We start from the raw sequence: 23,490 nt of genomic DNA on the forward strand, positions 1-23,490 counted from the left end.
GGGAGGGTTCAGGCGGCGGGCTGGAGCAGGTCCCAGCGGTTGCCGTAGAGGTCCTGGAAGACGGCTACCGAGCCGTAGGGCTCGTGCCGGGGCTCCTCCAGGAAGGTCACGCCGGCGGCGGTCATGCGGGCGTGGTCGCGGGCGAAGTCGTCGGTGTGCAGGAAGAAGCCGACCCGCCCGCCGGTCTGGTCGCCGATCCGGGAGCGCTGGGCCTCGCCCTTGGCGCGGGCCAGCAGCAGCGCGGTGCCCTGTCCGGGGGTGCCGGGTTCGACGACCACCCAGCGGGAACCGTCGGGCCGGGGCGCGTCCTCGGCCAGCCGGAAACCGAGGGCCTCGGTGTAGAAGCGGATGGCCTCGTCGTAGTCGTCGACGACGAGGGCGACCAGGGCGATACGTGTCATCGGGACCCTTCCGGACGGACGATTGACGGGAGAGGTTATACGTAAAACTCCCTCACGCCAAGTCGGCCGCGTCCTGCCGGAGCGGGACGCGGCCGACGGGTGGCCCCGGGGCGGGTCAGCAGTACAGGTTGCCACCCGGGGAGACGCCGAGGATCTGACTGAACTGCTGGTACTTGGTGACGCGGCTCTGGACCTGCGCCGGGTTCCTTCCGTCGCACTCCAGGGAGCCGTTGATGGAGCGGATCGTCTGGCCGAAGCCCGCGCCGTTGACCATGGCGTTGTGCGGGGTCATGCTGCCCGGTCCGGACTGGGTGTTCCAGTACCACAGGGCGGTCTTCCAGGCGACGGCCGCGTCGTTCTGGACCAGCCAGGGGTTGCCCAGCAGGTTGATGCCGAGCGCGTCGCCCGCGGCCTTGTAGTTGAAGTTCCAGCTGAGCTGGATCGGCCCGCGCCCGTAGTAGGCGGCCTGGCCGGCCGGACAGCCGTAGGGCTGGTTCCAGTCGCAGTAGTGCGGGTAGTTGGCGGTGTTCTGCTCGACGACGTGCACGAGTCCGCCGGTCTCGTGGCTGACGTTGGCGAGGAAGGCGGCGGCCTCCTGCTTCTTGGTGGCGTCGCCGCCGGTGTTGGCGAAGCCCGGGTAGGCGCTGAGGGCGGCGGTGAGGCCGCTGTAGGTGTAGAAGGAGTTCCGGCCCGGGAACATCTGGTTGAACTGGGCCTCGCTCACCACGAAGTTGCCGACCGGCGTACCCGGGCCGCCGCTGCAGGCGTACGGCTCCCAGTACCAGGTGCTGATCACCGGGTCGTAGCCCGGGTTGGCGTGCTCGGCGATGTACGCCTTGCCGTCGGTGTAGCGGACGATGTCGCCGGCGTTGTAGTTCTTGCCCGCCGTCCAGGCCGGGTAGCTCGAACACGTGGCGGCGGACGCCTCGGTGGCGGGCAGGAGGGTGGGCACGGCGCCCGCGAGGGCGAGTACGGCCACCAGGGCGGAGATTCGGCGCCTCGACACAGGACTTCCTCCTTTGACGGGCACGGCCGCTCCCGCACAAGGCAGGCCGGGGCGATGCCTTGCGCGCACGCGCCGGCCTTGCCGGTCACGGCGTCGGGGGCGGCCGTAGTGGGGGGTGTGACGCACACTCAACCGCGTTGGTCTGTACCAGTCAAGGGTGTAGACCAGTCGGACTCGGGCCGGTTTCCGGCCCGGCGGGGACTCGCCGTACCGTGCCCGCTCGCCACCGTCCGGATCCGGTCGGGAGAATCGAGGTATGACCACCACGGCCCATCCGCTCGTCACCGAGGCGCACCGGCTCGCCGACGACCTGCTCGCCCCGTCCGCCCAGCGCGTCGACCAGGACGTCGTGCCCAGCAGTCACATCGAGGCGGTCCGGCGCTCCGGGCTGCTCGGGGTGAGCGCGCCCGGGGAGTCCGGCGGGGCCGGTGCCCCGGACCGGGTCGCCAGGGAGGTCGCCGAGATCCTGGCCGGGGCGTGCTGCTCCACGTGGTTCGTGCAGACCCAGCACCACACGCCGGTGCGCATGCTGGCGCGGGCGGCGCCCGGACTCGCTGTCCGCGAACGCCTGTTGCGTCCGCTCGCCACCGGCGAACTGCTCGCGGGCATCGCCTACGCGCACGTCCGCGCCCACCCCCGGGTCCCGGTGCGGGCCACCGCCGAGCGGGGCGGGGTGCGCTTCGACGGCACCGTGCCCTGGTACACGGGCTGGGGCCTGAACGACCTGATGCTGCTCGCCGGCGTGACGGACTCCGACGAGGTGGTGTTCGCCTTCGCCGATGCCCGGGAACAGCCGGGTCTGCGGGCTTCGCCGCCGATGCGGCTGGTGGCGCTGACGGCGGCCCGCACGGTGTCGCTGACGCTGGACGGCCTGTGGGTGCCGGAGGAGTCGGTCGTACTGCGCACCCCGCGCGAGGAGTTCGCCCGCGTCGACGTCCCCCGCAGCACCAACACGTCCCCGGCCGTCTTCGGCCTCGGGTACGCCGCGCTGGACCTGCTCGGCGCCGCGCCCGCCGGGCGCGGCGCGGCCGACGCCCTGCGCGCGCGGCTGGACGAGGTGCGGGAGCGGGCGTACGCGCTCGCCGACCACCCCGTCCCGCACGAGCACGTCGAGGAGCGCCTGGCGCTGCGGACGCGGGCGTACGAGCTGCTGCGGGCCGCGACGACCGCCGCGGTCGTGGCCGGGGGCGGGCGGGCCACGAGTGTGGACAGCCCGGCCCAACGGATCGCACGGGAGGCGGTGTTCCTGTTGATCCAGGGCCAGACGGCCACGGTCCGTGAGGCCCACCTGGCCGCGCTGGCCTCGGTCTAGAGACCTGGACACCTGGCCGCCCGGACGGTTAGACGGCGACCGGCAGCACCGCCTCTTCGGCACCGGCACCGGCACCGGCACCCGCGTGCTCGGGGTGGCGCCACAGTCCCCGGGCGGCGAGGCGTGGCAGGACGCCCTCGCCGAACCAGTACGCCTCCTCCAGGTGCGGATACCCGGAGAGGACGAACTCGTCGATGCCGAGGGCGTGGTACTCGGCGATCCGCTCGGCGACCTCGTCGTGGCCGCCGACCAGGGCGGTGCCCGCCCCGCCGCGCACCAGGCCGATCCCGGCCCACAGGTTGGGGTGGATCTCCAGGGCGTCGCGGGAGCCGCCGTGCAGGGCGAGCATGCGCCGCTGCCCCTCGGACTCGCTGCGGGCGAGGTTGGCCTGCGCCTCCCGTACGGTGTCCGGGTCGAAGCCGTCGAGCAGCCGGTGGGCCTCGGCCCAGGCGTCCGCCGCGGTGTCGCGCGTGATGACGTGCAGCCGGATGCCGAAGCGCAGGGTACGGCCCTGGCGCGCGGCCGCCTCCCGCAGCCGGGCGATCTTGCCGGCGACCTGCGCGGGCGGCTCGCCCCAGGTGAGGTACACGTCGGCGTGGCGAGCGGCGACCTCGACCGCGGCGGGCGAGGAGCCGCCGAAGTACACCTCGGGCACGGGGTCGGGCACCCGCGTGAGCCGCGCCTGCTCCACCCGCAGGTGCTCCCCGTCCAGGTCGACCGTGCAGCCCTGCCACAACTCCCTTACGACGTGAAGGAACTCGCCGGTGCGCCGGTAGCGGGCGTCCTTGTCCAGGAAGTCGCCGTAGGCCCGCTGTTCGCGGCTCTCGCCGCCCGTGACGACGTTGAGCAGCAGCCGTCCGCCGGTCTGCCGCTGGTACGTGGACGCCATCTGCGCGGCGAGCGTGGGTGAGACGAAGCCGGGGCGGAAGGCGACCAGGAACTTCAGGCGCTCGGTGGCCTGGGAGACCATCGCGGTGGTCAGCCACGCGTCCTCGCACCAGGCACCGGTGGGTGTGAGCGCGCCGACGAAGCCCAGGCTCTCGGCGGCGCGCGCGATCTGCCCGAGATAGGCCACTGTCGGCGGCCGGCGGCGCCCGGCGCCGGTGTCCGGGGCGCCGTGGCCGCCGCCGACGACGTCGCGGCTGTCGCCGCTGGTGGGCAGGAACCAGTGGAAGGTGAGGGACGACACGGGGATCTCCGTTCGGGGACGTCCGGCCACGGCGTGCGGGCGCCGGGCGGGGAAGCGGAAGGACGAAGCGGCGTACGGTCGCGGCGTGCCGGTCAGACGGCGGCGGCCAGCGCGGGCGGGGCCGGCACGGGCGCCGCCACCGGAGTGCCCAGGGCCACCGAGAACTGGTCGACCACCTGGGCGAGTGCCTCCGCCGAGCCCGGCGCGACGCCGACCGACCCGTCCTCGTGCGCCGTGATGTCCCGGTCCAGCGTGAACCAGCCCTGCACGATGTGTGCGGCGCCCATGGAGTTCAGCACCGGGCGGAGCGCGTAGTCGATCGCCAGGACGTGGGCGGTGGAGCCGCCGGTGGCGAGCGGCAGCACCGTCTTCCCGGTGAGGGCGTACTGCGGAAGCAGGTCGAGCAGCGCCTTCAGTACGCCGGAGTAGGACGCCTTGTAGACGGGGGTGCCGACGACGACGCCGTCGGCACGGGCGAAGAGCGCGGCGGCCTCGGTGATGGCGGGGTGTTCGAAGTCCGCGCCGAGCAGCGCTTCGGCGGGGACGGTGCGGACGTCGAGCGGGATCACGTCGTGGCCCTGCGCGGTCAGCCGCTCGTCGAGGTGGCGCAGCAGCCGGTGGGTGCGGGAGGAGGCGGACGGGCTGCCGGAGACGGACAGGACGGTGGCCATGGGTCCTCTTTCGGGAAGGCGAGGGCGGGGCGCGCCTTCCGGCCGGGGCGCGCGGCGGAATTCCCGGACCGTCCTGCGCTCGGGGAGCCGCTGGACCGGGACATGGGAAACACCGGGCCCGGACGGGAGCCTGGGCGGCCACCGGTTCGGGCGGTGTGGGGAGTCGCTCGCAGGGCGGTGCCGGGCCGGTGCGGCGGGGTGGGAAGGGGGCGGCGGATCGGCGGGATCAGGCCGCGGTGCGACAGGAGGCGCTGAAGACGCGCGCGAGGTCGACGTGACGTCGCCGCGTGAGATCCGGTCGCGTTGGCATGCCGTCGATCGTGGCAGCCGCCGTCGAACAGGGTCAAGGAGATCAGGGCCGGTCTCGTCCCCCGAACGCGGATTTCACACGGGCGTGACAGAGGGGGTTCCCGACTACACATAAGGGAAAAATAAGAGCAGAATACCCATATGCGGCGCTACCGCACACCGCAACCGAAGCGGTTGGCCCTGCAAGTCGAAGGAGACGACTCATGGCCCACGTCTCGCACTCCAGAAGTGACATCACCAGCCACCCCGACGCCCCGGAAATGCAGGAACGCTACGCGCGCATGCTCGGTGGTCGTGACGTGGCGCTCGTGGACGGGCCGGTGTTCCTGCTCGGCCTCTACTGCGCCGTGTCCCCGTGGATACTCCACTTCACCACCAGCCAGCCGTCGCTCGTGGCCCACAACCTGATCGTGGGCATCGCCATCGGTCTGCTGGCCCTCGGATTCACCCGCGCCCCGGAGCGCATGTACGGCCTGAGCTGGGCCATGTGCGCGATGGGCGTCTGGATGATCATCTCGCCGTGGATCGTGGGCTCGAGCCCGGACGCCGGCGTCATCTGGAACAACATCATCATCGGCGCACTCGCCCTGGTCCTGGGCATGGTCTGCGCCGGTACGGCGGCGCGGAGCGCCCCCAAGAGTTAGACACCCGGGAAGGAGCCGCACGGCCGGCCCGCTCACCGGCGGGCCGGCCCGCCCGCGCCCGAAGAGGTAGTCCACGCCCCGGCCCGGGGCAGGCCGGAGCGTGGCGGAGTGCGTCTGTCCGCAGCGGGCAGAAGCACTACAGCGGGGGACCTGACGAAGTGGGGTGGAGATGGAGATCGACGGCGTCATCAGCGCCATCGTGATCGGTATCGTCATCGGCGTCCTGGGCCGCCTCGTGGTCCCCGGTCGCCAGCGCATCGGCGTCCTGTGGACGATCGCCGTCGGCATCCTGGCCGCGCTGCTCGGATCGGCGGTCGCCTCGGCGTTCGACGTGGCCGACACCGACGGCGTGGACTGGATCGAATGGCTCATCCAGATCGGGCTGGCCGCGGTCGGCGTGGCCGCACTGGACCGGTCCCGGTCGCGACCCGGCCGCTGAGGCGTTGACCGTCACCGGGCGGCGAGCCACGCCTCGTACCAGGTGACGGTCGCGTCCAGGGTGTCCGCGAGCGGCGTGGGGGCCACCGCGAAGAACCGCTCGAAGGCACCGGAGTCCACGATCTGCGGCTCCGTGTGCTGGTAGAACATCTCCTCGTACTCGGCCATGAACTGCTCGTCGAACGGCCCGAAGGCGCGGGGCCGGTCGAGCAGCACGACGTTCAGCGGGCGGCCCACCCGCTTCTCGATCATCGTGTGGATCTCGCGCGTGGTCACGGCCGGCGCGGTGGGCAGGTGCCAGACCCGGCCGTCGCCCTCCGGGCGTTCGCCGAGGGTCGCGAGACCGGCCGCCACGTCCGCGATGCCGGTGTAGCTGTGCGGCAGGTCGATGTCGCCAAAGCCCACGACCTCCTTGCCGGTGAGCGCGCCGGGGAAGACGGCCGCGCCGAGGGACGAGTTGAGTACACCCGGGCCGACGAAGTCGGCACTGCGGCCCAGGACGACACGGGCCCGGCCGGCGCGGTGTGCGGCGAGGTACCGCTCGTCCAGTTCGGCGCGCATCCGGCCCTTGCGGCTCGTCGCCTGCCAGGGGCTGTCCTCGGTCATCACCGCTCCCCCGGTCTCGCCGTACGGGTAGAGCGTGTCGAGCACGACGAGGCGGGCGCCGGTCTCCTCGACCGCGGCCAGAACGGCCTCCTGGACGCGGGGCATCACCTCGACCTGGAGGTGATAGGCGACGTTGACACAGTGGTACACGACGGCCGCGCCGGCTATGGCGGCCCGGGCGCCTTCGACCGTGCCGACGTCGGCGGCGAACCGCTCGACGCCCTCGACCGCGGGGCCCTCGCCCCGCCGGTCCACCAGGCGGACGGTGTGCCCCCTGCGTGCCAGTTCACGGGCGAGCGCGGTCCCGGCGGGGCCGGATCCGAGGACGGTGTGCGGGGCGTGCGACTGCGGGGTGACATCGGACATGGGGCGCTCCTCTTCCAGTGCGTTGCCTTGCGTTGCTATCGCTACTCGCGTTCGTTAGAGACTGTAACTCTCACGAGTGGCGATAGCAAGAACGCCGGAAGCCGGGCGGACTTAGGCTGACGGACGGGGCCACGTCGCGAGGAAGGCCGTACGCCATGGTCGTGAAGGACGTCGAACTACCGCATCTGCGCCGTTGTGTGGAGCTGGCGTCGCGGGCACTGGAGGCCGGCGACGAGCCGTTCGGGTCGGTGCTGGCCGGCGCGGACGGCAAGGTACTGGCCGAGGACCGCAACCGGGTGGCCGGCGGCGACCGCACCCGTCATCCGGAGTTCGAGCTGGCCCGCTGGTCCGCCGCCCACCTCACCCCCGGCGAGCGGGCCGCGGCCACGGTGTACACGTCTGGGGAGCACTGTCCGATGTGCGCCGCCGCGCACGCCTGGGTGGGTTTGGGGCGCATCGTGTACGTCGCCTCGTCCGAGCAGCTGGGCGACTGGCTGGCGGAACTGGGCGTCCCGGCCCCGCCGGTGCGGCCGCTGGCGGTGCGGGAGGTGGCGCCCGGCGTGACCGTGGACGGGCCGGTACCGGAACTCACCGAGGAGATCCGCGCGTTGCACCGGCGGTTTCACGAAGGTCGCGGCTGAGCGCGCGGGCCACGTGAACGGACGGGGCGCCCCTCCGGACGGAAGGGCGCCCCGGAATGTACGACCGGACCCCGGTCAGCTCTCGGCACCCGGGCGGAAACGCCGGTAGAGGACGGCGCCGCCGAGGACGAGCACCGCGCCGCCCGCGAGCACGGGCAGGGTCTGGTCCGCCCCGGTGTGGGCGAGGGCCGCCGACTCGCGCGGCGGTGCGGCGTGCGGCGCCGGCTCCGGCTGCGCGCGCTCCTTCTCGGGCGCGGACGGCTCGGGTTCGGCGGGCGCCTGCGGCGGGGGCTCGGGGTCGTCGTCGGAGCCGTTCGTCGACTCGTTGCCGACGGCCGGGTTGCCGATGCCGACCACATTGACGCTGTTGCCGCTGACATTGACCGGGAGATGCACCGGCAACTGGACGCCGTTGCCGGACAGCACGCCCGGTGAATCCTTTCCGCTCCCCTCGGCGTGCGCGCCGCCCGACGTGCCGGCGGCGCCCGTCCCCTTGTGTGCCGTGTCCGACTCGTGGGACGCGCCGCCCTTCCCGGTGTTGGCGCAGCCGTTGCCCGCGGCCGGGTTGAGGAGCCCCGCCACGTTCACGGTGTTGCCGCACACGTTGACCGGTACGTCCACCGGGAGCTGGACGGTGTTGCCGGAGATCAGACCCGGCGAACCGGCCGAGGAGCCGTCGGCGGTGGCACCGTCGGACGCGAACGCCGCGTACGCCGGCATCGTCACCGCCAGCGCGCCGGAGGCGGCGACGGCGAGCACACCGTTTCGGGTAACCCTTCTCATGCGGTTCCCTGCCTTCCAGACATGGTCGCGGGCAGTCGCCCGCACCGGTTAAAACGCGGGCGCACCATCCGAGTTATGGCTAATCGGCCTTTCACCCCATCGAGTGGACGGTTCATCGAACAAACGGGGTGGTGTTCCGGACGCCCGCGCGGGGCCCCGCCGGCCGTCCGCGCCCGGAGGCGCCGGGTGCGAGGCCCGCTTATGGTGATCGAGTGGCGCCGACCACGGGTCCGCGACAGGGCGCCCGGGAGGCATCGATGCAGGCCAAGCCGTCGACTCGGCCCTCGGTCCGGCGCTGCGCGGTCAGCGGGGCGCTCGGCCTGACCCTGCTGGGCGCGGGGCTCCCCGCGGCGGCCGCACGGGACACCGGACCGGATCTGTCCCGGTTCTACGACCAGAAGGTCACCTGGTCGGCGTGCGAGGGCATGGAGATGCCGAAGGATCTCCAGTGCGGGAAGGTCACCGTCCCCCTCGACTACGCCCGGCCGAAGGGCGAGACCCTGGACCTGGCGCTGGCCCGGTACCGGGCGACCGGCGACTCGCGCGGCTCGGTGCTGCTGAACTTCGGCGGTCCCGGCGGCTCGGGGGTGAGCGAACTCTCCTTCGGCGGCAAGGACTTCATGCATCTCACCAATGGCTACGACGTGGTCACCTTCGACCCCCGCGGAGTCGGCCGCTCCTCCCCCGTGACCTGCGGCCCGGCCACCCTGAAGATCATCGAGGCGACCGGCGGGGACGAGCCGGTCACCGACCCCGACGACGTGCTCGGGCGGCTGCGGGACGCGGCGGCCGAGTGCGCGAAGTACTCCGGACCCGTGCTGCACCACATGGGCACGGTCGACGCCGCCCGCGACATGGACGTGATGCGCAGCGCGCTGGGCGACCGCCGGCTCAACTACCTGGGCTTCTCCTACGGCACCCGGCTGGGCGCGGTCTACGCCGCCCGGTTCCCGGACAAGGTGGGCCGGATGGTGCTGGACGGTGTGGACACGCTGACCGAACCGCTGGCCGAGCAGGGGCTGGCGGGTGCGCGGGGCCAGCAGACCGCGCTGGAGAACTTCCTCGACTGGTGCGTGGAGGACATCGCCTGTCCGTTCGGCCAGGACGCCCGGGCCGCCCGGGAGCAGGTGGAGCGGCTCGTCGCCTCGCTCGACGCCGATCCGGTGCCGTCGGCCTTCGGGGAGCCCTTCTCCGGTCAGGATCTGGTGGGCGCCATAGGCCAGGCGCTGTACAGCCAGGAGCTGTGGCCCTCGCTGCAGCGGGCGCTGGCGCAGTTGCTGGACGACGGCGACACCCGGGGCCTGGAGGGCTTCTTCTCCGGCGGCGTCACCTTCCCGGTCCGTGCGGGGGCGGCCGCGGCGGGCCGGGAGCCCGCGGGCGCCGGTCTCACGGACGAGGAGGAGATACCCATGGACAACCTCCCGGCCGCCCTGATGGCGGTCAACTGCGCCGACGACCCCGACCGCCCCTCGGCCGCCGAGGTCACCGGGTCCCTGGACCGGCTGCGCGCGCGGTACGAGGAGGTGTCGCCGGTCTTCGGCCGGTACCGCCTCACCCAGGTGCTCATGTGCCACGGACGCCCCCGGGGCACCGACTACATCCGCGACGACGTGAAGGACCTCGACACCGCCAGGATGCTGCTCGTCGGCACCCGGGGCGACCCGGCCACGCCGTACCGCTGGACCACGGAGACCGCCGAGCGGCTGGGGTCCTCGGCCGTGGTCCTCGACAACCGGGACGAGGGGCACACCGGCTACGCGTCCTCCGAGTGCGTGCACCGCAAGGTCGACGACTTCCTGCTCTACGGCTCCCTGCCGCCCGACGGCAGCTCCTGCGGACCGGAGGACGGAGAGGGCGAGACCGGCTGAGCGCCCGGCCGCACCGGCCGCACCGGCTGTCCGATGTGATCGATATGCCCTATCCGTCCAACGGTCCTATCGTGCTGACATGGAGCACGATCTGAGTCCCGCCACCCTCGCCGAGCTGCGGCGCCCCCGGCCGTATCCGGCCGTGTCCGTGCTGACGCCGACCCACCGCCGCGAACCGGACAACGCCCAGGACCGGGTCCGGCTGCGCAACGTGGTCGCCGCGGCCAAGAAACAGCTGGAGGACGATCCCGCGGTCACCCGAGAGCGCCGTACCGACGTCTCACGGGAACTCGACCGGGCCCTCGCCGAGGTCGACCTGACCTACGCCGAGGACGGCCTGGCGATCTTCGCCGCTCCGGGTGAGCACCAGGTCTGGACGCTGGCCCGTTCCGTGCCCGAGCGCGTGGTCGTCTCGGACACCTTCCTGACCCGCAACCTCGTCGCCGCGCAGGCCGCCGAGCGGCCGTTCTGGGTGCTGTCGGTCGCCGCCGACCGCGTCAAGCTGTGGAGCGGCGGCGCGGACCGGGTCGTCGAGGAACACCTCGGCGGCTTCCCGTTCGACCGCCCCGCCGAGGACTTCGACCCCGAGCGCCAGGAGCGGATCGGCGACGCGCCGAGCACCTTCCGCGACGAGGGCACCCGCCGGTTCCTGCGGGACGCCGACACCGCGATGGGCAAGATCCTGCGCACCCACCCCCGGCCGCTGTACGTCACCGGGCCCGAGCCCGCGCTGTCCCTGTTCGACGAGGCGGGCACCCTCGCCGCGGGCGCGGTGCTGGTCCCGCACGGCGGCCTCGCGCACGGCACGCCCGAGGCCGTGTGGCAGGCCGTGCGGCAGGTGCTCGACGACGAGGCGAAGGGGTCCGTGGCGGCGGTGGCCAGGGAGCTGGACGCGGCCCGCGGGCGCAAGGACTTCGCGGCCGGGGTCGACGAGCTGTGGGAGAGCGCCCACACCGGCAGGGTCCGGCTGCTCGCCGTCGAGGAGAACTTCAAGGTCACGATGCGCGACGACGGGGAGCACCTGCTCCCGGCGTTCGACGGGGACCTCGACGCCCGCGAGGACATCGTGGACGAGATCGTGGAGCAGTGCCTGGAGACCGGTGCCGACGTCCGCTTCGTGCCGGACGGCGCGCTCGCGGACGCGGACGGCATCGCGGCGGTGCTGCGCTACTGACGCCGGCGCTCGCGCCTCGCGGGCCGTCCCCTCTTGACGACGGTGACGACCATGAAACCCTGTTCGCCGTACACGCACCCGCCGTCCGCGGGTGCGTGGCGGACGGGGAAGGAGCCGGCGGAGCGTGAGCGAACTTCTGGGTGTGGCGGTCCTGGGCGCGGGACACATGGGTGCCGACCACGTACGGCGCCTCGACGCGGTGGTGAGCGGCGCCAGGGTCGCCGCGGTCGCGGACCCCGACGCGGAACGGGCGAAGGAGGCCGTGGGTGGCATCGACGGAGTCTCCGTGCACACGGACGCCGTCGCCGCGCTCGACGCACCGGGCGTCCGGGCGGTTCTGATCGCCTCGCCCGGCGAGGCGCACGAGGAGGCGCTGCTGGCCGCGTTCGAGCGGGGGCTGCCGGTGCTGTGCGAGAAGCCGATGGTGCCGGACTCCGCGGGCGCGCTGCGCGTGGTGGAGGCGGAGGCGCGGCTCGGCAGGCGGCTGACGCAGGTCGGGTTCATGCGCCGGTACGACACCGAGTACCGGCAGCTGAAGTCGCTGCTGGACGGCGGGCGGCTGGGCCGGCCCCTGATGCTGCACTGCGTCCACCGCAACGTCTCCTCGCCGCCGCACTTCACCTCGGCGATGCTGGTCAACAGCTCCGTCTCGCACGAGATCGACGCGTCCCGCTGGCTGCTGGGACAGGAGCTGAGCGCGGTGACCGTGCTCCGGCCGCGGCCGTCGGCGGGGGCGCCCGAGGGCCTGCTCGATCCGCAGCTGGTGCTGTTCGAGACCGACGGCGGCGCGCTCGTGGACGTGGAGGTCTTCGTCAACTGCGGCTTCGGCTACGAGGTGCGCTGCGAGGCCGTCTGCGAAGCCGGCGGCGCCCGGATCGGCGAGGCGCACGGCATGCTGGTGACGGCGGCGGGCGGCGCCCGGGAGGAGGTGCCGCAGGACTACCTCGTACGGTTCGCCGACGCCTACGACCGCCAGGTCCAGGCCTGGGTGGACGCCACCCGCCACGGCCGGGTCACCGGTCCCGGCGCCTGGGACGGGTACGCCGCCTCCGCGGTCGCAGAGGCCGGGGTGCGGGCGCTGGAGACGGGTGAGCGCACGCCGGTCGAACTGGCACCGCGGCCGGCCCTCCACGACCCGGCATAGAACAAGGGTCCACCGAACACCAGGGCGACGACACCTCCGGCGCAGGCCACCCGTCAAGTCCCTTAGGGGCTCTACGACTTGAGCTCCGACGCACGTACGCCGCGTACGTACCCACATCACTCCGCCAAGACGCTGGCATATGCCGGAAGCACCACCGTATCGTGTGTCGCCGAATCCCTTACGAGCCGTCGCGGGCTGTGCAACAGTCGTAACGGTCCTTCCGCCGGCCCCGTTTCACCCAGGTCGTACCGTCTGCACATCGGAGTGCGTCATGTCGCCCCATCTCTCCGCGGACCACCCCGCCGCCCAGCCGCCGGGACGCGGCTCGGTCGAGTCGCTCATATCGCAGGCGCGGCGGCTGCGGGGCGACGTGGACGCGGTGCGGCGGGACACCCAGGGTGAGGCGGCGGACCCCCGGGGACGGTGGCAACGCGCGCTGTACGACCTGGCGCTGCACCAACTCACCGACCTGGACGCCCACCTGGCGCAGCTCCGGGACGGCCCGGCGCCCGCGCCACGGCCCGGTTCGCTGCTCAGCCGGGTCGGCAGCGCGGAGTGGAACCTGCTGACGGACGAGGCCGACTGGTCCGGGGAACTGTTCCAGATCCTCGGCCGCGACCCCGCCTCCACCCCGCTCAGCCTCGACGAACTCCCTTCCCTCGTCCCCACCGAGGACCGACCGAAGCTGACCGCGATGGTCACGGACTGTCTCGTCGACGGCCGGCCCATCGACGGGGAGTTCCGCGTCGTGCGCCCCGACGGCACCGTGCGCACCGTGCACATGATGGGCGAGCCCGTGCTCGACGCCGACGGCAGCACCGCCTCGATGTGGGCGGTGCTGCGGGACGTCAGCGAACTGCGTCGCAGCCAGCGGGCGGTGAGCGAGACCCGTGACTCGCTCCGTCACCGCCCGCCGCCCGCGGACACCGGGGCACGGGCCGCGGTCGAACCGCGGGAGGCCGCATCCGCGCCCTGGCACGGCCTCCTGCGGTTCCCGCACCAGGGACGGCCGGGCCTCGACCTGGCCGCCGGGTACCTGCCCTCGTCGGACCACGCGCCCCGGCACAGCGCCTGGTACGACGCGTGCCCGCTCACCGGCGACGAGACCCTCTTCGCCGCCGGCGACCTCCCCGGCGTGGACACCGACGGGGCGCAGGGCCCGGTGATGCTGATCGGCGCCCTGCGGGGCCTGGCGCTGGCGGGGACCCGTCCCCAGCAACTCCCCGACCGGCTGGCCGGGTTACTCGAAGCCACCGCCCTGCCGCCCGTGCGCTCCGCCGTGTACTGCGGCTACGCGCCCCGCACCCGAGCCCTGACCTGGGCCGGGTCCGGACACCGCATCGCGCCGCTGCTGTTCCGCGCGGGAGCGGGACGTGCGCTGACCGGACAGGGCGAGGCGACCCTCGAACCGGGCGACCTGCTGCTCCTCCACACCGGCGCGACGGAGCCCGCGGCCGTGGCACACCTCCTCTCCCTGGCCCCCCGGCTGACCGGGTCGGACTCGGCGCGGGACGGCGTAGGGATCGCGGCCGGTGAACTCGCCGCGTCCCCGGCGCCGATGGACGACGCCTGTGTGCTGGTGGCCCGGGTCACACCCTGATCGACCCGTCGCCCGCTACGCCGGTGCGACGCTGCCGCCCTTCCCCTTCCCCCTGGCCGACTTGCCTTTGGGCAGCGCCAGTTCGATCTCCTCGCGCAGTTCCTGGATCTTCGGGTATCCGGCGTACTCGGCGGTGAGCCGGTACATCTGCCGCAGCCGGTCCCACGTCCGCTGCGAGGAGTTGGACCCCATCGACACCAGGGCCAGGCGCGCGTACCGGTCCGCCTGTTCGGGGTCGTCGGCGATGAAGCAGGCGGAGGCCATGGACAGATAGTCGAAGATCTTCGACCGCTGCCGGCCGTCGATCCTCAGGGCCAGCGCCTTCTCCGCGTAGTGCTGGGCGTGCGCGGCCGCCCCCGGCTCGAAGTCGGCCAGCGTCCGGTAGGCGAGGGCCTGCATGCCGTACAGGTCCTCCTCCTTGAACGTCTGCATCCAGTCCGGCGGCGGCACGTCGGCCTTGTCGGAGACGAAGAGGTCCTCGGCCCGCCCGAGGGTGCGGCGCATGGCCTGGCCCTTGCCCATGGACGCCTGTGCCCAGGCCTCGATGGTGTAGAGCATGGCCTGGGTACGCGGCAGCACCTGCTCGCCGGAACCGGACTTGGCGAGCTTCATCAGGTCGAGCGCGTCGTCGGGCCGGCCCAGGTGCACCATCTGGCGGGCCGCCCGGGAGAGCGCCTCCCCGGCCCGGGGCCGGTCGCCGCCCTCGCGCGCGGCGTGGGCGGCGATGACGAAGTACTTCTGGGCCGTGGGTTCCAGGCCGACGTCGTGCGACATCCAGCCCGCGAGGACGGCGAGGTTGGCGGCGACGCCCCACAGGCGCCGCTGGAGATGGGGTGGGTGGTGGTAGGCGAGCATGCCGCCCACCTCGTTGAGCTGGCCCACCACGGCCTTGCGCTGGAGCCCGCCGCCCCGGGCGGCGTCCCAGGCGCGGAACACCTCGACCGAGCGCTCCAGTTCCTCCACTTCCTGCGACCCGATGGGGGCGGCCTCGTAGCGGTCGTACCCGGCGGGGTCGGCGTGCAGGGGTTGGCGGAGGTCGGGGGCGTCGGCCGCGAGGGCCGGGTCGGTGTGCAGCCAGTCGTGCATGGCGCTGCTGAGTGCGGAGCCCGCGGCGAGCGCGGCGCCCGCGCCCACCAAGCCGCGTCGGTTGAGCATGAGGTCCATTCCCGTGAATTCGGTGAGGACCGCCGCAGTCCGCTCGGGCGCCCACGGCACTCCGTCGGGATGTCCTTCGCTCCCGCCGCCCTGCCGTTTCCCCGCGCGCCCGTGCCGGACCAGACCGAGGTCCTCGATGGTCACGACACGGCCGAGTCGCTCGGTGAACAGAACCGCCAGCACCCGCGGCACGGGATCGCGCGGGATCTCTCCCATGTCGATCCACCGCCGCACCCGCGAGGTGTCGGTCGCCAGCTGGGGGTGGCCCATGGCCGCCGCCTGCCGGTTCACCAGCCTCGCGAGCTCGCCCTTGGACCAGCCGGCCAGGCCGAACAGGTCCGACAGACGGGTGTTGGGTTCTCCGCTCACGTCAAGCCCCCAGGTTCTCGGCTGAGTTGACAGTAGCCCGGTGCGGGTTGCCGGGCGACTATTCGCCACCGTTCGCCAGGGTGCGCCAGATGGTGTGCCAGGGGCGGCCGGGTGTCAGGTAGGAATGCGCCACCCCGACCCGGTTGCCGTGGAGTTACTCCCCAGGGTGACCCCGGGCGGCCGGTCGGGCGGCGCGACGGCTTACGGAAGACGCGCTCCTCCGGACACCACGGACGGGCACCGGTCTTCAGGCAGGCACAGCAGGCACACGAAGGGATCTGTCTCGCCCATGTACGCAGCATCGTCCTCCGTGTCCGCCCCGCAGCGCTCGCTGCACCCCCGCCCGGCGGCGGGCGGCGGCCCCTATCTCGCCCCCGCGCGTCCGGCGGCCCCGGTGCTCGGGGCAGGCAGGGCGCGGCGCGGCGCGGGGCCCGGCACGCAGCCGCTCAGCGGAAGAATCGACCTGTCCGGCCCCCAGGGGGCCCAACTGCGCACGGCGATCGCCTCCGTGCACCGCATCTGCCCGGAGTTCTCCCCCGTGCAGGTCCTGCGGCGCAGCGGGCGGTCCGTGCTCCTGGTCGGTACGACCGGCCGCAGTACGGCGGTCGCCAAGTGCTTACTGGATCACTCACCGGTGTGGTCGGAGCGGATCCGGCACGAGATAGGGGCATACCGCTCGTTCGTCCGGCAGCGCCCTCCGGTGCGGGTGCCGAGGCTGATCGCGGCGGATCCGGACAACGGCACGCTGGTCATCGAGCGGATGCCGGGGCGGGTGGCGGCCCTGCAGCGGCATCCGGTGGAGGCGCCGCCGCGCGCGGACATCAGGGCGGCGCTGGGCGCGGTCTGCCGGCTGAACGCATGGCGGCCGCCGGCCGGGGCGTTCGACGCCCCGCTGGACTACGCGGCCCGGATCTCCCGGTACCACGAGCTGGGGCTGCTCACCGACCGGGACCTGGGCGACCTGCAGAAGCTGCTGCACGGCATCGCCCACGCGAGCGGACGCCAGGGCATGGGGCAGTTCTGCCACGGTGACGCGCTGCTGTCCAACATCCTCATGTCACCCGCCGGCCCGGTCCTGGTGGACTGGGAGCACGCCGGCTGGTACCTGCCCGGCTACGACCTGGCGACGCTGTGGGCGGTCCTCGGCAACGCCCCGGTGGCCCGCCGTCAGATCAGCCAGATCGCCCAGTCGACGGGCACCGCGGCGCGCGACGCCTTCCTGGTGAACCTGATGCTCGTACTGACCAGGGAGATCCGTACCTACGAGACGGCCGTGCAGCGTTCGATGCACGACTCGGCCCCGGCCCCGTCGGCCGCGCCGGCCCACCCCGGTGCCACGCCGACCGGCGAGGAGCAGCGGCTGCTGCTGCGCCGGCTGCACGACGACTGCCAGATGGCCCGCCGGGCCGTGCGGGCGGCGGTCGGCACGCGCTGACGGGAAGGACGAGGTCCGCGGTGTGCCCCTCGGGGCGCACCGCGGATTTTGTGTGTCCGGGTACATGCAGGGGCCATTGGTGTACGCCACTGACGCCGCGCAGGCCGGTGCCCCGCAGCCACGAAACTCGCCGGGCACCGTGCTGACGTGGGAAATCGCCGCCATGACGGCATGATTGACGGATCATCGGACCGCCGGGTAACACTGACCCACGCCCGGCCCCGCACGTCCCCCACACGTCCGACCGTCACAGGAGGCCGCTTTGCGAAGGTCCCCCCTGGTGCCCGCCCTGGCCGGCACCGCGCTGCTGATGCCACTGCTCGGCGCGGCACCGTCCGCCGCCGGTCCCTCCGACGCGCCGCCCGCCACGGACCGCCTCCAGCGGGCGTTCGCCACCGCGGCGGCCGAGTACCGGGTGCCGCAGAGCGTCCTGCTCGGCGTCTCCTACCTCCAGTCCCGCTGGGACGCGCACGGCGGTGCGCCCAGCGTGACCGGCGGCTACGGCCCGCTGCACCTGACCGACGCCCGCACGGCCCTGGCAGGAACCTCGCACCACGACGAGGGCACCGAGGACCCGCGCGGCGACGACGCCCGCGCCCCGCTGCACCCGAAGGCCAGGGCCACACGCGCCGCCGCCCTGCCGGACCGGCTGACGACGCTGCCGAAGGCGGCCGAGCTGACCGGACTGAGCCCCGAGGCCCTGCGCACCGACGCGGCGGCGAACGTGTCCGGCGGTGCCGCGCTGCTGGCCGCCGCCCAGCGGGACCTGGGTGAGCCGCTCAGCTCCGACCCCGCGGACTGGTACGGGGCGGTGGCCCGCTTCTCGGGCGCGGAGGACGCGGCGACGGCCGCGGCGTACGCGAACGACGTGTTCGAGGTGATCCGCGCGGGCGAGCGACGGACCACGGACGCCGGGCAGACCGTCACCCTGGCCGCCCGCCCGGGCGTGGCCCCCGACACGGGGCAGCTGGGCGACGCGGGCCTGCGCACTTCCTCGGCGGCCGGCACCGAGTGCCCGAAGTCGGTGTCCTGCGAGTGGATCCCGGCGCCGTACGAGGAGTTCGGCGACGGCGACTACGGCAACCACGACCTGGGGAACCGGCCCGCCTCGCAGCGCATCCGGTACATCGTCGTGCACGACACGGAAGGCGCCTGGGACGGCGTCCTCAACATGGTCCAGGACCCCACCTACGTCTCCTGGAACTACACGCTCCGCTCCACCGACGGGCACATCGCCCAGCACGTGAAGGCGAAGGACGTCGCCTGGCACGCGGGCAACTGGTACGTCAACGCCAAGTCGATCGGACTGGAGCACGAGGGCTTCCTGGCCGAGCCGGACGCCTGGTACACGGAGGCCATGTACCGCTCCTCGGCGCGGCTGGTGAAGTACCTGGCGGGGAAGTACGACATCCCGCTGGACCGGCAGCACATCCTGGGCCACGACACCGTCCCGGGCACCACCACCGCGACGATCCCGGGCATGCACACCGACCCGGGCCCGTACTGGGACTGGCGGCACTACTTCCGGCTGCTCGGCCGCCCCCTGGAGCCGACCGCGGGCCGGACGTCCGGCCTGGTGACGATCCGCCCCGACTACTCCGCCAACCGCCCGGAGTACACCGGCTGCGAGAAGGCGGGCGAGCCCTGTACGACGCACGGCTCCAGCGCGGTGCGGCTCTACTCCGACCATGACGTGAACGCGCCCCTGATCAAGGACATCGGCCTCGGCTCGGCCCCGACGACGGGCGTGAACGACCTGTCCTCCCGGGTCTCCACGGGGCAGCAGTTCGCGGTGGCCGACCGGTGGCGGGACTGGACGGCCATCTGGTATCTGGGCCAGAAGGCCTGGTTCCAGGACCCCGCGAAGAACCCGGCGGCGGTGCCCGCGTCGGGCCGGGTGATCACCCCGAGGAAGGGGCTGGACAGCGTCCCCGTGTACGGACGGGCGTACCCGGAGAAGGCCGCCTACCCCGCGGACGTGCCCGCCCAGACCGTGTCGCCGCTGCCGTACACGCTGGGCAAGGGGCAGAAGTACGTCGTCGGGGAGAAGGTTCCCGGCGAGTACTACTACGCGGTCGGGTTCGACTCGGCCTCCCACCGGGTGGTGCGGGGCGAGGACCAGTACTACGAGATCCAGTACGGCCACCGGGTCGGGTACGTGCGCGCCGCCGACGTCACGCTCTCGACCGTGCGGTAGCCGCCGGGTCAGCCCTGCTGGAAAAGCTCCGCCGGAAGCGGCTTCAGCAGGGCGTACAGGTCGTCGGTGATCGGGCGGTCCCAGGCGGCGATGGTCACCAGCACGCCGTCGCTGCGGTCGAACTGCACGCAGGAGATCCGGCCCTCGGAGAGCTTGAGGCGGCGCACGATGAGCAGGTTGTCGCCCTGCATCACCGGCACGTCCTCGGCGCCGACGACCGTGATCTCCTCGTCGTTCTCCAGCGCGAGCAGCAGCTGGGCCACCTCGAAGGGGATCTCGCCGTCGGGGACCTCGCGGGCCGGGGAACCGGCCGGCAGGTTGCCGATGATCATCGCGGGGCCGCGGCCCCCGAACAGGTCGTAGCGCAGGAAGACGCCCTGACAGCTGCCGTCGGGCGCGGGCAGCAGGCCGGCGCCCAGGTTGCCGGGCCAGTCGCCCGGGTCCATGGCCAGTACGTCGAAGTCGGGCCCGGCGGGCGTGGCGCTGCGGCGGCGGAGGAACGACATGCCGCCATGGTACGTGGCCGGACCCCGCGGACGGCGTGCGGGCGGGCGGCCGTATCGCCCTACGGCCGGGGCTCGGCGGTCCGTCGCTGCCGCTGCTGGTGGCGGGCGACCCGGGCCCGGTTGCCGCAGGACGGTTTGCACCACTCCTGGCGGGGGTGGTCCTTGAGGAAGTACCGCACGCAGCGCGGTGCGTGGCAGGCCCGCAGCCGCTGCCGGTCGGGTCCCGCGAGGAAGCCGATCACGGCCTGGGCGAGCGCGGCGGCGAGGTCGGGCCGGGCGCCGGGCGCGGGCGCGGCGCGGACGACGGGGGCCCCGGCGTCGGCCCAGTGCAGGACGGGGACGGTGGGGGTGCGGGCGGCGGCCTCGTTCAGGCGCCGCAGGGCTTCGGGGACGGGCAGCAGCCGGGCGGCGTCGGCCGGGCTCGGCTCGCCCGGACGCACGGCGCGGGCGAAGAGGGCGCGGGCTGCGGCCCGCACGTCCCGGACGGCGGCCGGGTCGGCGGCCTCGGCCTGCGCCCCGAGGTCGGGGTGGGCCCGTACCCAGGCGGTGAGCCCGGCGGGATCGGCGAGGTCGTCGGCGACCCCGCCGTGCCCGTCGTGCCGGACGGTCAGGGCGAGGTCGAGGGCGATCAGGGCGTCCCTGCTGGGTGAGTCCTGCATGGGGCCGATGATAGGCAGGGCAGGTGTGCCGGGGGCGCGGCCTCGTCCTCGTACGGGAGGGCGCACGACGGAGCGTCTCCCCCTCAGTCCTCCGGTGGGGCCGGTGGTACGACCGCGACCGGGCACGCCGCGTGGAGCAGGACCGCGTGGGTGACCGAGCCCATCATGCGGGCGGGGGCCAGCAGGCGGCGGCGGTGGCGGCCGACGACGACCAGCTGGGCGTCGCGGGAGGTGGCGACGAGGTGGCCGGCGGCGTCGCCGGGCGCGACGTACGGCTCGGCCCGGACGTCGGGGTGACGTTCGCGGTACGGGGCCAGGAAGCCGTCGGCCAGGACCCGGGTCTCGCTCTCGATGGAGACCTCGTCGATCACCGGGGGCATGATCTGCCCGGCGGCGGCCCAGGTCTGCACCGGCCACGGGTAGGCGGCGACGACCTGGAGGCGGGCGCCGCGCAGCTCGGCCTCGGCGAAGGCGAAGGAGAGGGTGGCTTCGTCGGGACTGTCCACGTGCAGTCCGACGACCACCCGAGGGCCCTCCTCGGCCGGCGCCTCGCCGTGCACCTCGCGTCCGGGGCGGGGCACCACGACGACGGGGCACTCGGCGTCGCGGGCGGCGGCCATGCCGTTGGAGCCGAGCAGCAGGCCGACGAAGCCGCCGCGGCCCCGGGAGCCGAGCACCAGCAGCTGGGAGTCGGCGCCCAGTTCCGGCAGCGCGGCCCCGGGCACGCCCTCCATGCCGACGTACTCCGTCGCCACGGCGTAGGCACGCCCCTGGAGGTGTGCGCGGGCCTGGTCGAGTACCGGGTCGTCGCCGGTGTCCGGCTCGCCCGCGACCAGGATGTCGGTCTGGGCCCAGGTGGCGTACTGGCGCACATGCACCACCCGCAGGGGCGCTCCGCGCCGGTGCGCCGCGTCGAGAGCCCAGTCCAGGGCGCGCAGGCTGTCGTCGGAACCGTCGACGGCCGCGATGACCGGCAGGGTGCTCATGGGGCCTCACCTCCGGAGTACGGCCTTCCCCCCGGCACGGGACGGGACACCCCGGTTCGGCCGGTCGGCTCACCGCATCCGGCGGGTCAGGTGAGGTCGAACTCCCCTTCCCGCGCCCCCGACACGAACGCGCCCCATTCCGCGGGGGTGAAGATCAGGGAGGGGCTTTCCGGGCTGCCGCTGTTGCGCATGGCGATGAACCCCTCGACAAAGGCGATCTGGACATCCCCCAGGCCCCGGCTGCTCGACTGCCACTGCGCGTCGCTGAGGTCCAGCTCCGGCTTGTCCCAGCCCATGATCGGGCGCTGGTGGGTGGTGCTCTCGGCCACGTCCGTGCTCCTCCCGGTCTCGTCGTTCGCGGCCAGCCTAGCGATCGGCTCCGACCGCCGACAGGCCATGTGGGGCGGCGACTCGTTGGCCGGGAGGACGAGGGCTAGGACCCGGCGAAGCGGTCGCGCAGTTCGCGCTTGAGGATCTTCCCGCTGGCGTTCCGCGGCAGCGCGTCCACGAACCGCACACTCTTGGGCGCCTTGAAGGCCGTGAGCCGGTCCCGGGCGTGGGCGATCAGCGCGTCCTCGGTGACCTGGCCGCGCGGGACGACGACGGCCGTGACGGCCTCGATCCAGCGTTCGTCGGGCAGGCCGATCACGGCGACCTCGGCGACCCCGTCGTGCGTGTAGAGGGCGTCCTCGACCTGGCGGGAGGCGACCAGGACGCCGCCGGAGTTGATGACGTCCTTCACGCGGTCGACGATCGTGTAGTAGCCGTCCGCGTCCCGCACGGCGAGGTCGCCGGAGTGGAACCACCCGTCGCGGAAGGCGGCTTCGGTCTCCTCGGGCTTGTCCCAGTAGCCCTCGCACAGCTGCGGCGAGCGGTAGACGACCTCTCCGGGCGTGCCGTCGGGCACGTCCGCGCCGTCCTCGTCGACCACGCGCGCGTCGACGAAGAGGACGGGCCGCCCGCAGGAGTCCATCCGGCCCTCGTGCTCGTCCGGGCCGAGGACGGTGGCGAGGGGGCCGATCTCGCTCTGGCCGAAGCAGTTGTAGAAGGAGAGTGCGGGCAGGCGCTCGCGCAGCCGCTCCAGGACGGGCACGGGCATGATCGACGCCCCGTAGTAGGCCTTGCGCAGGCCGCCGAGGTCGCGGGTGGCGAAGTCGGCGCGGTTCGCGAGGCCGATCCACACGGTGGGCGGCGCGAAGACGCTGTCCACGCGGCCGGCTTCGACGAGGTCGAAGAGCCGGTCGCCGTCCGGGGCGTCGAGGATGATGTTCGTGGCGCCGACGGCGAGGTAGGGCAGCAGGAAGACGTGGGTCTGCGCCGAGTGGTAGAGCGGCAGCGCGTGCACTGGGCGGTCGCCGGCACTGAGGTCGAGGGCGGTGATGGCGCTGAGGTACTCGTGCACCAGGGCCCGGTGGGTCATCATCGCGCCCTTGGGCAGGGCGGTGGTGCCGGAGGTGTAGAGGAGCTGCACCAGGTCGTCGGCGGCCGGCTCGGGGCCGTCGTACGCGGCCGCCGCGGCGAGGCGGGTGAGGAGCGAGTCGTCGGCGTCGCGCAGCGCGAGGACGCGGGTGCCGTCCGGCAGCCGGCCGGCGAGGCCGGGGTCGGCGAGGACCAGGGAGCTGCCGGACTGGCCGACGAGGTAGGCGAGGTCGTCGCCGGTGAGGTTCTGGTTGACCGGGACGTGCACCAGCCCGGCCCGGGCGCAGGCGAGGAAGGCGATCAGGTAGGCGTCGGAGTTGTGGCCGTAGGCGCCGACCCGGTCGCCGGGGGACAGTCCCTCGGCCAGCAGGACGCGGGCCGCGCGGGAGACCGCGTCGTCGAGTTCCCCGTACGTCCAGGTGCGGTCGTGGTACTCGACCGCGACGCGTGCCGGAGTGCGTCGGGCGCTGCGCCGCAGCACCCCGTCGACCGTGCTGCCGTGTCCGGGCTTCATGGCCTGATCCTCGGCCGCCCGCCGGGGCGGGTCAAGCGGCGTGCGTCCGGTCCGCGACCGCGCACGCCCCATTGACACGACCCCATCATGACAGGAAA

22 protein-coding genes are annotated in these 23,490 nt (G+C 73.4%); 10 read left to right on the plus strand and 12 right to left on the minus strand.

The annotated features are described in order from the left end of the window. Positions 1-8: 8 nt before the first annotated feature. Together ACGF3J_RS21455 and ACGF3J_RS21460 are read right to left on the minus strand one after the other, a co-directional pair. On the minus strand, positions 9-401 hold the full coding sequence (locus ACGF3J_RS21455; protein WP_161331117.1) for a VOC family protein: 393 nt from the start codon (positions 399-401) through the stop codon (positions 9-11). Positions 402-516: 115 nt separating this feature from the next. Continuing rightward, positions 517-1,407 (minus strand): glycoside hydrolase family 19 protein, encoded by an 891-nt coding sequence (locus ACGF3J_RS21460; RefSeq protein ID WP_161331118.1) that lies wholly within the window; start codon positions 1,405-1,407, stop codon positions 517-519. Positions 1,408-1,663: 256 nt separating this feature from the next. On the opposite strand from ACGF3J_RS21460, the gene ACGF3J_RS21465 reads away from it, so the two are divergent. After that, entirely contained in the window at positions 1,664-2,719 is a 1,056-nt protein-coding gene (locus tag ACGF3J_RS21465; protein ID WP_161331119.1) for an acyl-CoA dehydrogenase family protein, read from the plus strand. A 28-nt stretch (positions 2,720-2,747) separates the two neighbouring features. Here ACGF3J_RS21465 and ACGF3J_RS21470 read toward each other — a convergent pair whose 3' ends face one another. Both ACGF3J_RS21470 and ssuE read right to left on the minus strand, forming a co-directional pair. Next, positions 2,748-3,908, minus strand: coding sequence for an LLM class flavin-dependent oxidoreductase (locus ACGF3J_RS21470; RefSeq protein WP_393854483.1), 1,161 nt, complete (start codon positions 3,906-3,908; stop codon positions 2,748-2,750). 92 nt (positions 3,909-4,000) lie between these two features. Continuing rightward, positions 4,001-4,579, minus strand: coding sequence for an NADPH-dependent FMN reductase (gene ssuE, locus ACGF3J_RS21475; RefSeq protein WP_161326128.1), 579 nt, complete (start codon positions 4,577-4,579; stop codon positions 4,001-4,003). Positions 4,580-5,091: 512 nt separating this feature from the next. On the opposite strand from ssuE, the gene ACGF3J_RS21480 reads away from it, so the two are divergent. Further along, a complete protein-coding gene (locus ACGF3J_RS21480; RefSeq protein ID WP_122618665.1) occupies positions 5,092-5,532 on the plus strand; it encodes an SPW repeat protein in 441 nt (146 codons plus the stop codon). Between the two features lie 169 nt (positions 5,533-5,701). Beyond that, positions 5,702-5,971, plus strand: coding sequence for a GlsB/YeaQ/YmgE family stress response membrane protein (locus ACGF3J_RS21485; protein WP_125490380.1), 270 nt, complete (start codon positions 5,702-5,704; stop codon positions 5,969-5,971). 11 nt (positions 5,972-5,982) lie between these two features. Here the strand turns inward: ACGF3J_RS21485 and ACGF3J_RS21490 are convergent, their stop codons facing one another. Continuing rightward, positions 5,983-6,942 (minus strand): NAD-dependent epimerase/dehydratase family protein, encoded by a 960-nt coding sequence (locus ACGF3J_RS21490; RefSeq protein ID WP_161326129.1) that lies wholly within the window; start codon positions 6,940-6,942, stop codon positions 5,983-5,985. Between the two features lie 155 nt (positions 6,943-7,097). Here ACGF3J_RS21490 and ACGF3J_RS21495 point away from each other — a divergent pair, with 155 nt between their 5' ends. Next, positions 7,098-7,583 (plus strand): nucleoside deaminase, encoded by a 486-nt coding sequence (locus ACGF3J_RS21495; RefSeq protein WP_161326130.1) that lies wholly within the window; start codon positions 7,098-7,100, stop codon positions 7,581-7,583. 75 nt (positions 7,584-7,658) lie between these two features. Here the strand turns inward: ACGF3J_RS21495 and ACGF3J_RS21500 are convergent, their stop codons facing one another. Continuing rightward, entirely contained in the window at positions 7,659-8,366 is a 708-nt protein-coding gene (locus tag ACGF3J_RS21500; protein WP_393854484.1) for a chaplin, read from the minus strand. A gap of 257 nt (positions 8,367-8,623) precedes the next feature. Here ACGF3J_RS21500 and ACGF3J_RS21505 point away from each other — a divergent pair, with 257 nt between their 5' ends. The 4 genes from ACGF3J_RS21505 to ACGF3J_RS21520 all read left to right on the plus strand — a co-directional run bounded on the left by ACGF3J_RS21505 (position 8,624) and on the right by ACGF3J_RS21520 (position 14,152). Next, on the plus strand, positions 8,624-10,234 hold the full coding sequence (locus tag ACGF3J_RS21505; protein ID WP_393854526.1) for an alpha/beta hydrolase: 1,611 nt from the start codon (positions 8,624-8,626) through the stop codon (positions 10,232-10,234). A gap of 79 nt (positions 10,235-10,313) precedes the next feature. Further along, positions 10,314-11,408 (plus strand): chemotaxis protein, encoded by a 1,095-nt coding sequence (locus tag ACGF3J_RS21510; protein ID WP_161331599.1) that lies wholly within the window; start codon positions 10,314-10,316, stop codon positions 11,406-11,408. A gap of 124 nt (positions 11,409-11,532) precedes the next feature. After that, the gene (locus ACGF3J_RS21515; protein ID WP_393854485.1) at positions 11,533-12,552 is read left to right on the plus strand and encodes a Gfo/Idh/MocA family protein; all 1,020 of its coding nucleotides are present in this window, start codon (positions 11,533-11,535) and stop codon (positions 12,550-12,552) included. Between the two features lie 271 nt (positions 12,553-12,823). Then, positions 12,824-14,152: a PP2C family protein-serine/threonine phosphatase gene (locus tag ACGF3J_RS21520; RefSeq protein WP_161327965.1), complete on the plus strand. Its 1,329-nt coding sequence runs from the start codon at positions 12,824-12,826 to the stop codon at positions 14,150-14,152. Between the two features lie 15 nt (positions 14,153-14,167). Here the strand turns inward: ACGF3J_RS21520 and ACGF3J_RS21525 are convergent, their stop codons facing one another. Beyond that, a complete protein-coding gene (locus tag ACGF3J_RS21525; RefSeq protein ID WP_161327966.1) occupies positions 14,168-15,676 on the minus strand; it encodes a hypothetical protein in 1,509 nt (502 codons plus the stop codon). A gap of 289 nt (positions 15,677-15,965) precedes the next feature. Between ACGF3J_RS21525 and ACGF3J_RS21530 the strand changes: the two genes are divergently transcribed. Both ACGF3J_RS21530 and ACGF3J_RS21535 read left to right on the plus strand, forming a co-directional pair. Continuing rightward, positions 15,966-17,111: an aminoglycoside phosphotransferase family protein gene (locus ACGF3J_RS21530; protein WP_161327967.1), complete on the plus strand. Its 1,146-nt coding sequence runs from the start codon at positions 15,966-15,968 to the stop codon at positions 17,109-17,111. 310 nt (positions 17,112-17,421) lie between these two features. Next, a complete protein-coding gene (locus tag ACGF3J_RS21535) occupies positions 17,422-19,308 on the plus strand; it encodes an N-acetylmuramoyl-L-alanine amidase (RefSeq protein ID WP_393854527.1) in 1,887 nt (628 codons plus the stop codon). An 8-nt stretch (positions 19,309-19,316) separates the two neighbouring features. Here ACGF3J_RS21535 and ACGF3J_RS21540 read toward each other — a convergent pair whose 3' ends face one another. The 5 genes from ACGF3J_RS21540 to ACGF3J_RS21560 form a co-directional block, all read right to left on the minus strand. Next, on the minus strand, positions 19,317-19,814 hold the full coding sequence (locus tag ACGF3J_RS21540; protein WP_234959260.1) for a hypothetical protein: 498 nt from the start codon (positions 19,812-19,814) through the stop codon (positions 19,317-19,319). A gap of 59 nt (positions 19,815-19,873) precedes the next feature. Next, positions 19,874-20,473 (minus strand): CGNR zinc finger domain-containing protein, encoded by a 600-nt coding sequence (locus tag ACGF3J_RS21545; RefSeq protein WP_393854486.1) that lies wholly within the window; start codon positions 20,471-20,473, stop codon positions 19,874-19,876. An 83-nt stretch (positions 20,474-20,556) separates the two neighbouring features. After that, a complete protein-coding gene (locus ACGF3J_RS21550) occupies positions 20,557-21,459 on the minus strand; it encodes a universal stress protein (RefSeq protein WP_393854487.1) in 903 nt (300 codons plus the stop codon). Positions 21,460-21,545: 86 nt separating this feature from the next. Then, a complete protein-coding gene (locus ACGF3J_RS21555; RefSeq protein ID WP_122618732.1) occupies positions 21,546-21,788 on the minus strand; it encodes a DUF397 domain-containing protein in 243 nt (80 codons plus the stop codon). 104 nt (positions 21,789-21,892) lie between these two features. Then, on the minus strand, positions 21,893-23,392 hold the full coding sequence (locus ACGF3J_RS21560) for an acyl-CoA synthetase (protein ID WP_161330024.1): 1,500 nt from the start codon (positions 23,390-23,392) through the stop codon (positions 21,893-21,895). Positions 23,393-23,490 lie beyond the last annotated feature (98 nt).

Source organism: Streptomyces sp. NPDC048171, from assembly GCF_043202655.1.
In the GTDB taxonomy this organism is placed as follows: domain Bacteria; phylum Actinomycetota; class Actinomycetes; order Streptomycetales; family Streptomycetaceae; genus Streptomyces.

Bases quoted from the DNA above. Each gene is read 5' to 3' on its own strand.
- ACGF3J_RS21455 (WP_161331117.1), bottom strand. From the start codon at position 401: ATGACACGTATCGCCCTGGTCGCCCTCGTCGTCGACGACTACGACGAG.
- ACGF3J_RS21465 (WP_161331119.1), top strand. From the start codon at position 1,664: ATGACCACCACGGCCCATCCGCTCGTCACCGAGGCGCACCGGCTCGCC.
- ssuE (WP_161326128.1), bottom strand. From the start codon at position 4,579: ATGGCCACCGTCCTGTCCGTCTCCGGCAGCCCGTCCGCCTCCTCCCGC.
- ACGF3J_RS21480 (WP_122618665.1), top strand. From the start codon at position 5,092: ATGGCCCACGTCTCGCACTCCAGAAGTGACATCACCAGCCACCCCGAC.
- ACGF3J_RS21485 (WP_125490380.1), top strand. From the start codon at position 5,702: ATGGAGATCGACGGCGTCATCAGCGCCATCGTGATCGGTATCGTCATC.
- ACGF3J_RS21490 (WP_161326129.1), bottom strand. From the start codon at position 6,942: ATGTCCGATGTCACCCCGCAGTCGCACGCCCCGCACACCGTCCTCGGA.
- ACGF3J_RS21495 (WP_161326130.1), top strand. From the start codon at position 7,098: ATGGTCGTGAAGGACGTCGAACTACCGCATCTGCGCCGTTGTGTGGAG.
- ACGF3J_RS21500 (WP_393854484.1), bottom strand. From the start codon at position 8,366: ATGAGAAGGGTTACCCGAAACGGTGTGCTCGCCGTCGCCGCCTCCGGC.
- ACGF3J_RS21505 (WP_393854526.1), top strand. From the start codon at position 8,624: ATGCAGGCCAAGCCGTCGACTCGGCCCTCGGTCCGGCGCTGCGCGGTC.
- ACGF3J_RS21510 (WP_161331599.1), top strand. From the start codon at position 10,314: ATGGAGCACGATCTGAGTCCCGCCACCCTCGCCGAGCTGCGGCGCCCC.
- ACGF3J_RS21520 (WP_161327965.1), top strand. From the start codon at position 12,824: ATGTCGCCCCATCTCTCCGCGGACCACCCCGCCGCCCAGCCGCCGGGA.
- ACGF3J_RS21530 (WP_161327967.1), top strand. From the start codon at position 15,966: ATGTACGCAGCATCGTCCTCCGTGTCCGCCCCGCAGCGCTCGCTGCAC.
- ACGF3J_RS21535 (WP_393854527.1), top strand. From the start codon at position 17,422: ATGCCACTGCTCGGCGCGGCACCGTCCGCCGCCGGTCCCTCCGACGCG.
- ACGF3J_RS21540 (WP_234959260.1), bottom strand. From the start codon at position 19,814: ATGTCGTTCCTCCGCCGCCGCAGCGCCACGCCCGCCGGGCCCGACTTC.
- ACGF3J_RS21545 (WP_393854486.1), bottom strand. From the start codon at position 20,473: ATGCAGGACTCACCCAGCAGGGACGCCCTGATCGCCCTCGACCTCGCC.
- ACGF3J_RS21550 (WP_393854487.1), bottom strand. From the start codon at position 21,459: ATGAGCACCCTGCCGGTCATCGCGGCCGTCGACGGTTCCGACGACAGC.
- ACGF3J_RS21560 (WP_161330024.1), bottom strand. From the start codon at position 23,392: ATGAAGCCCGGACACGGCAGCACGGTCGACGGGGTGCTGCGGCGCAGC.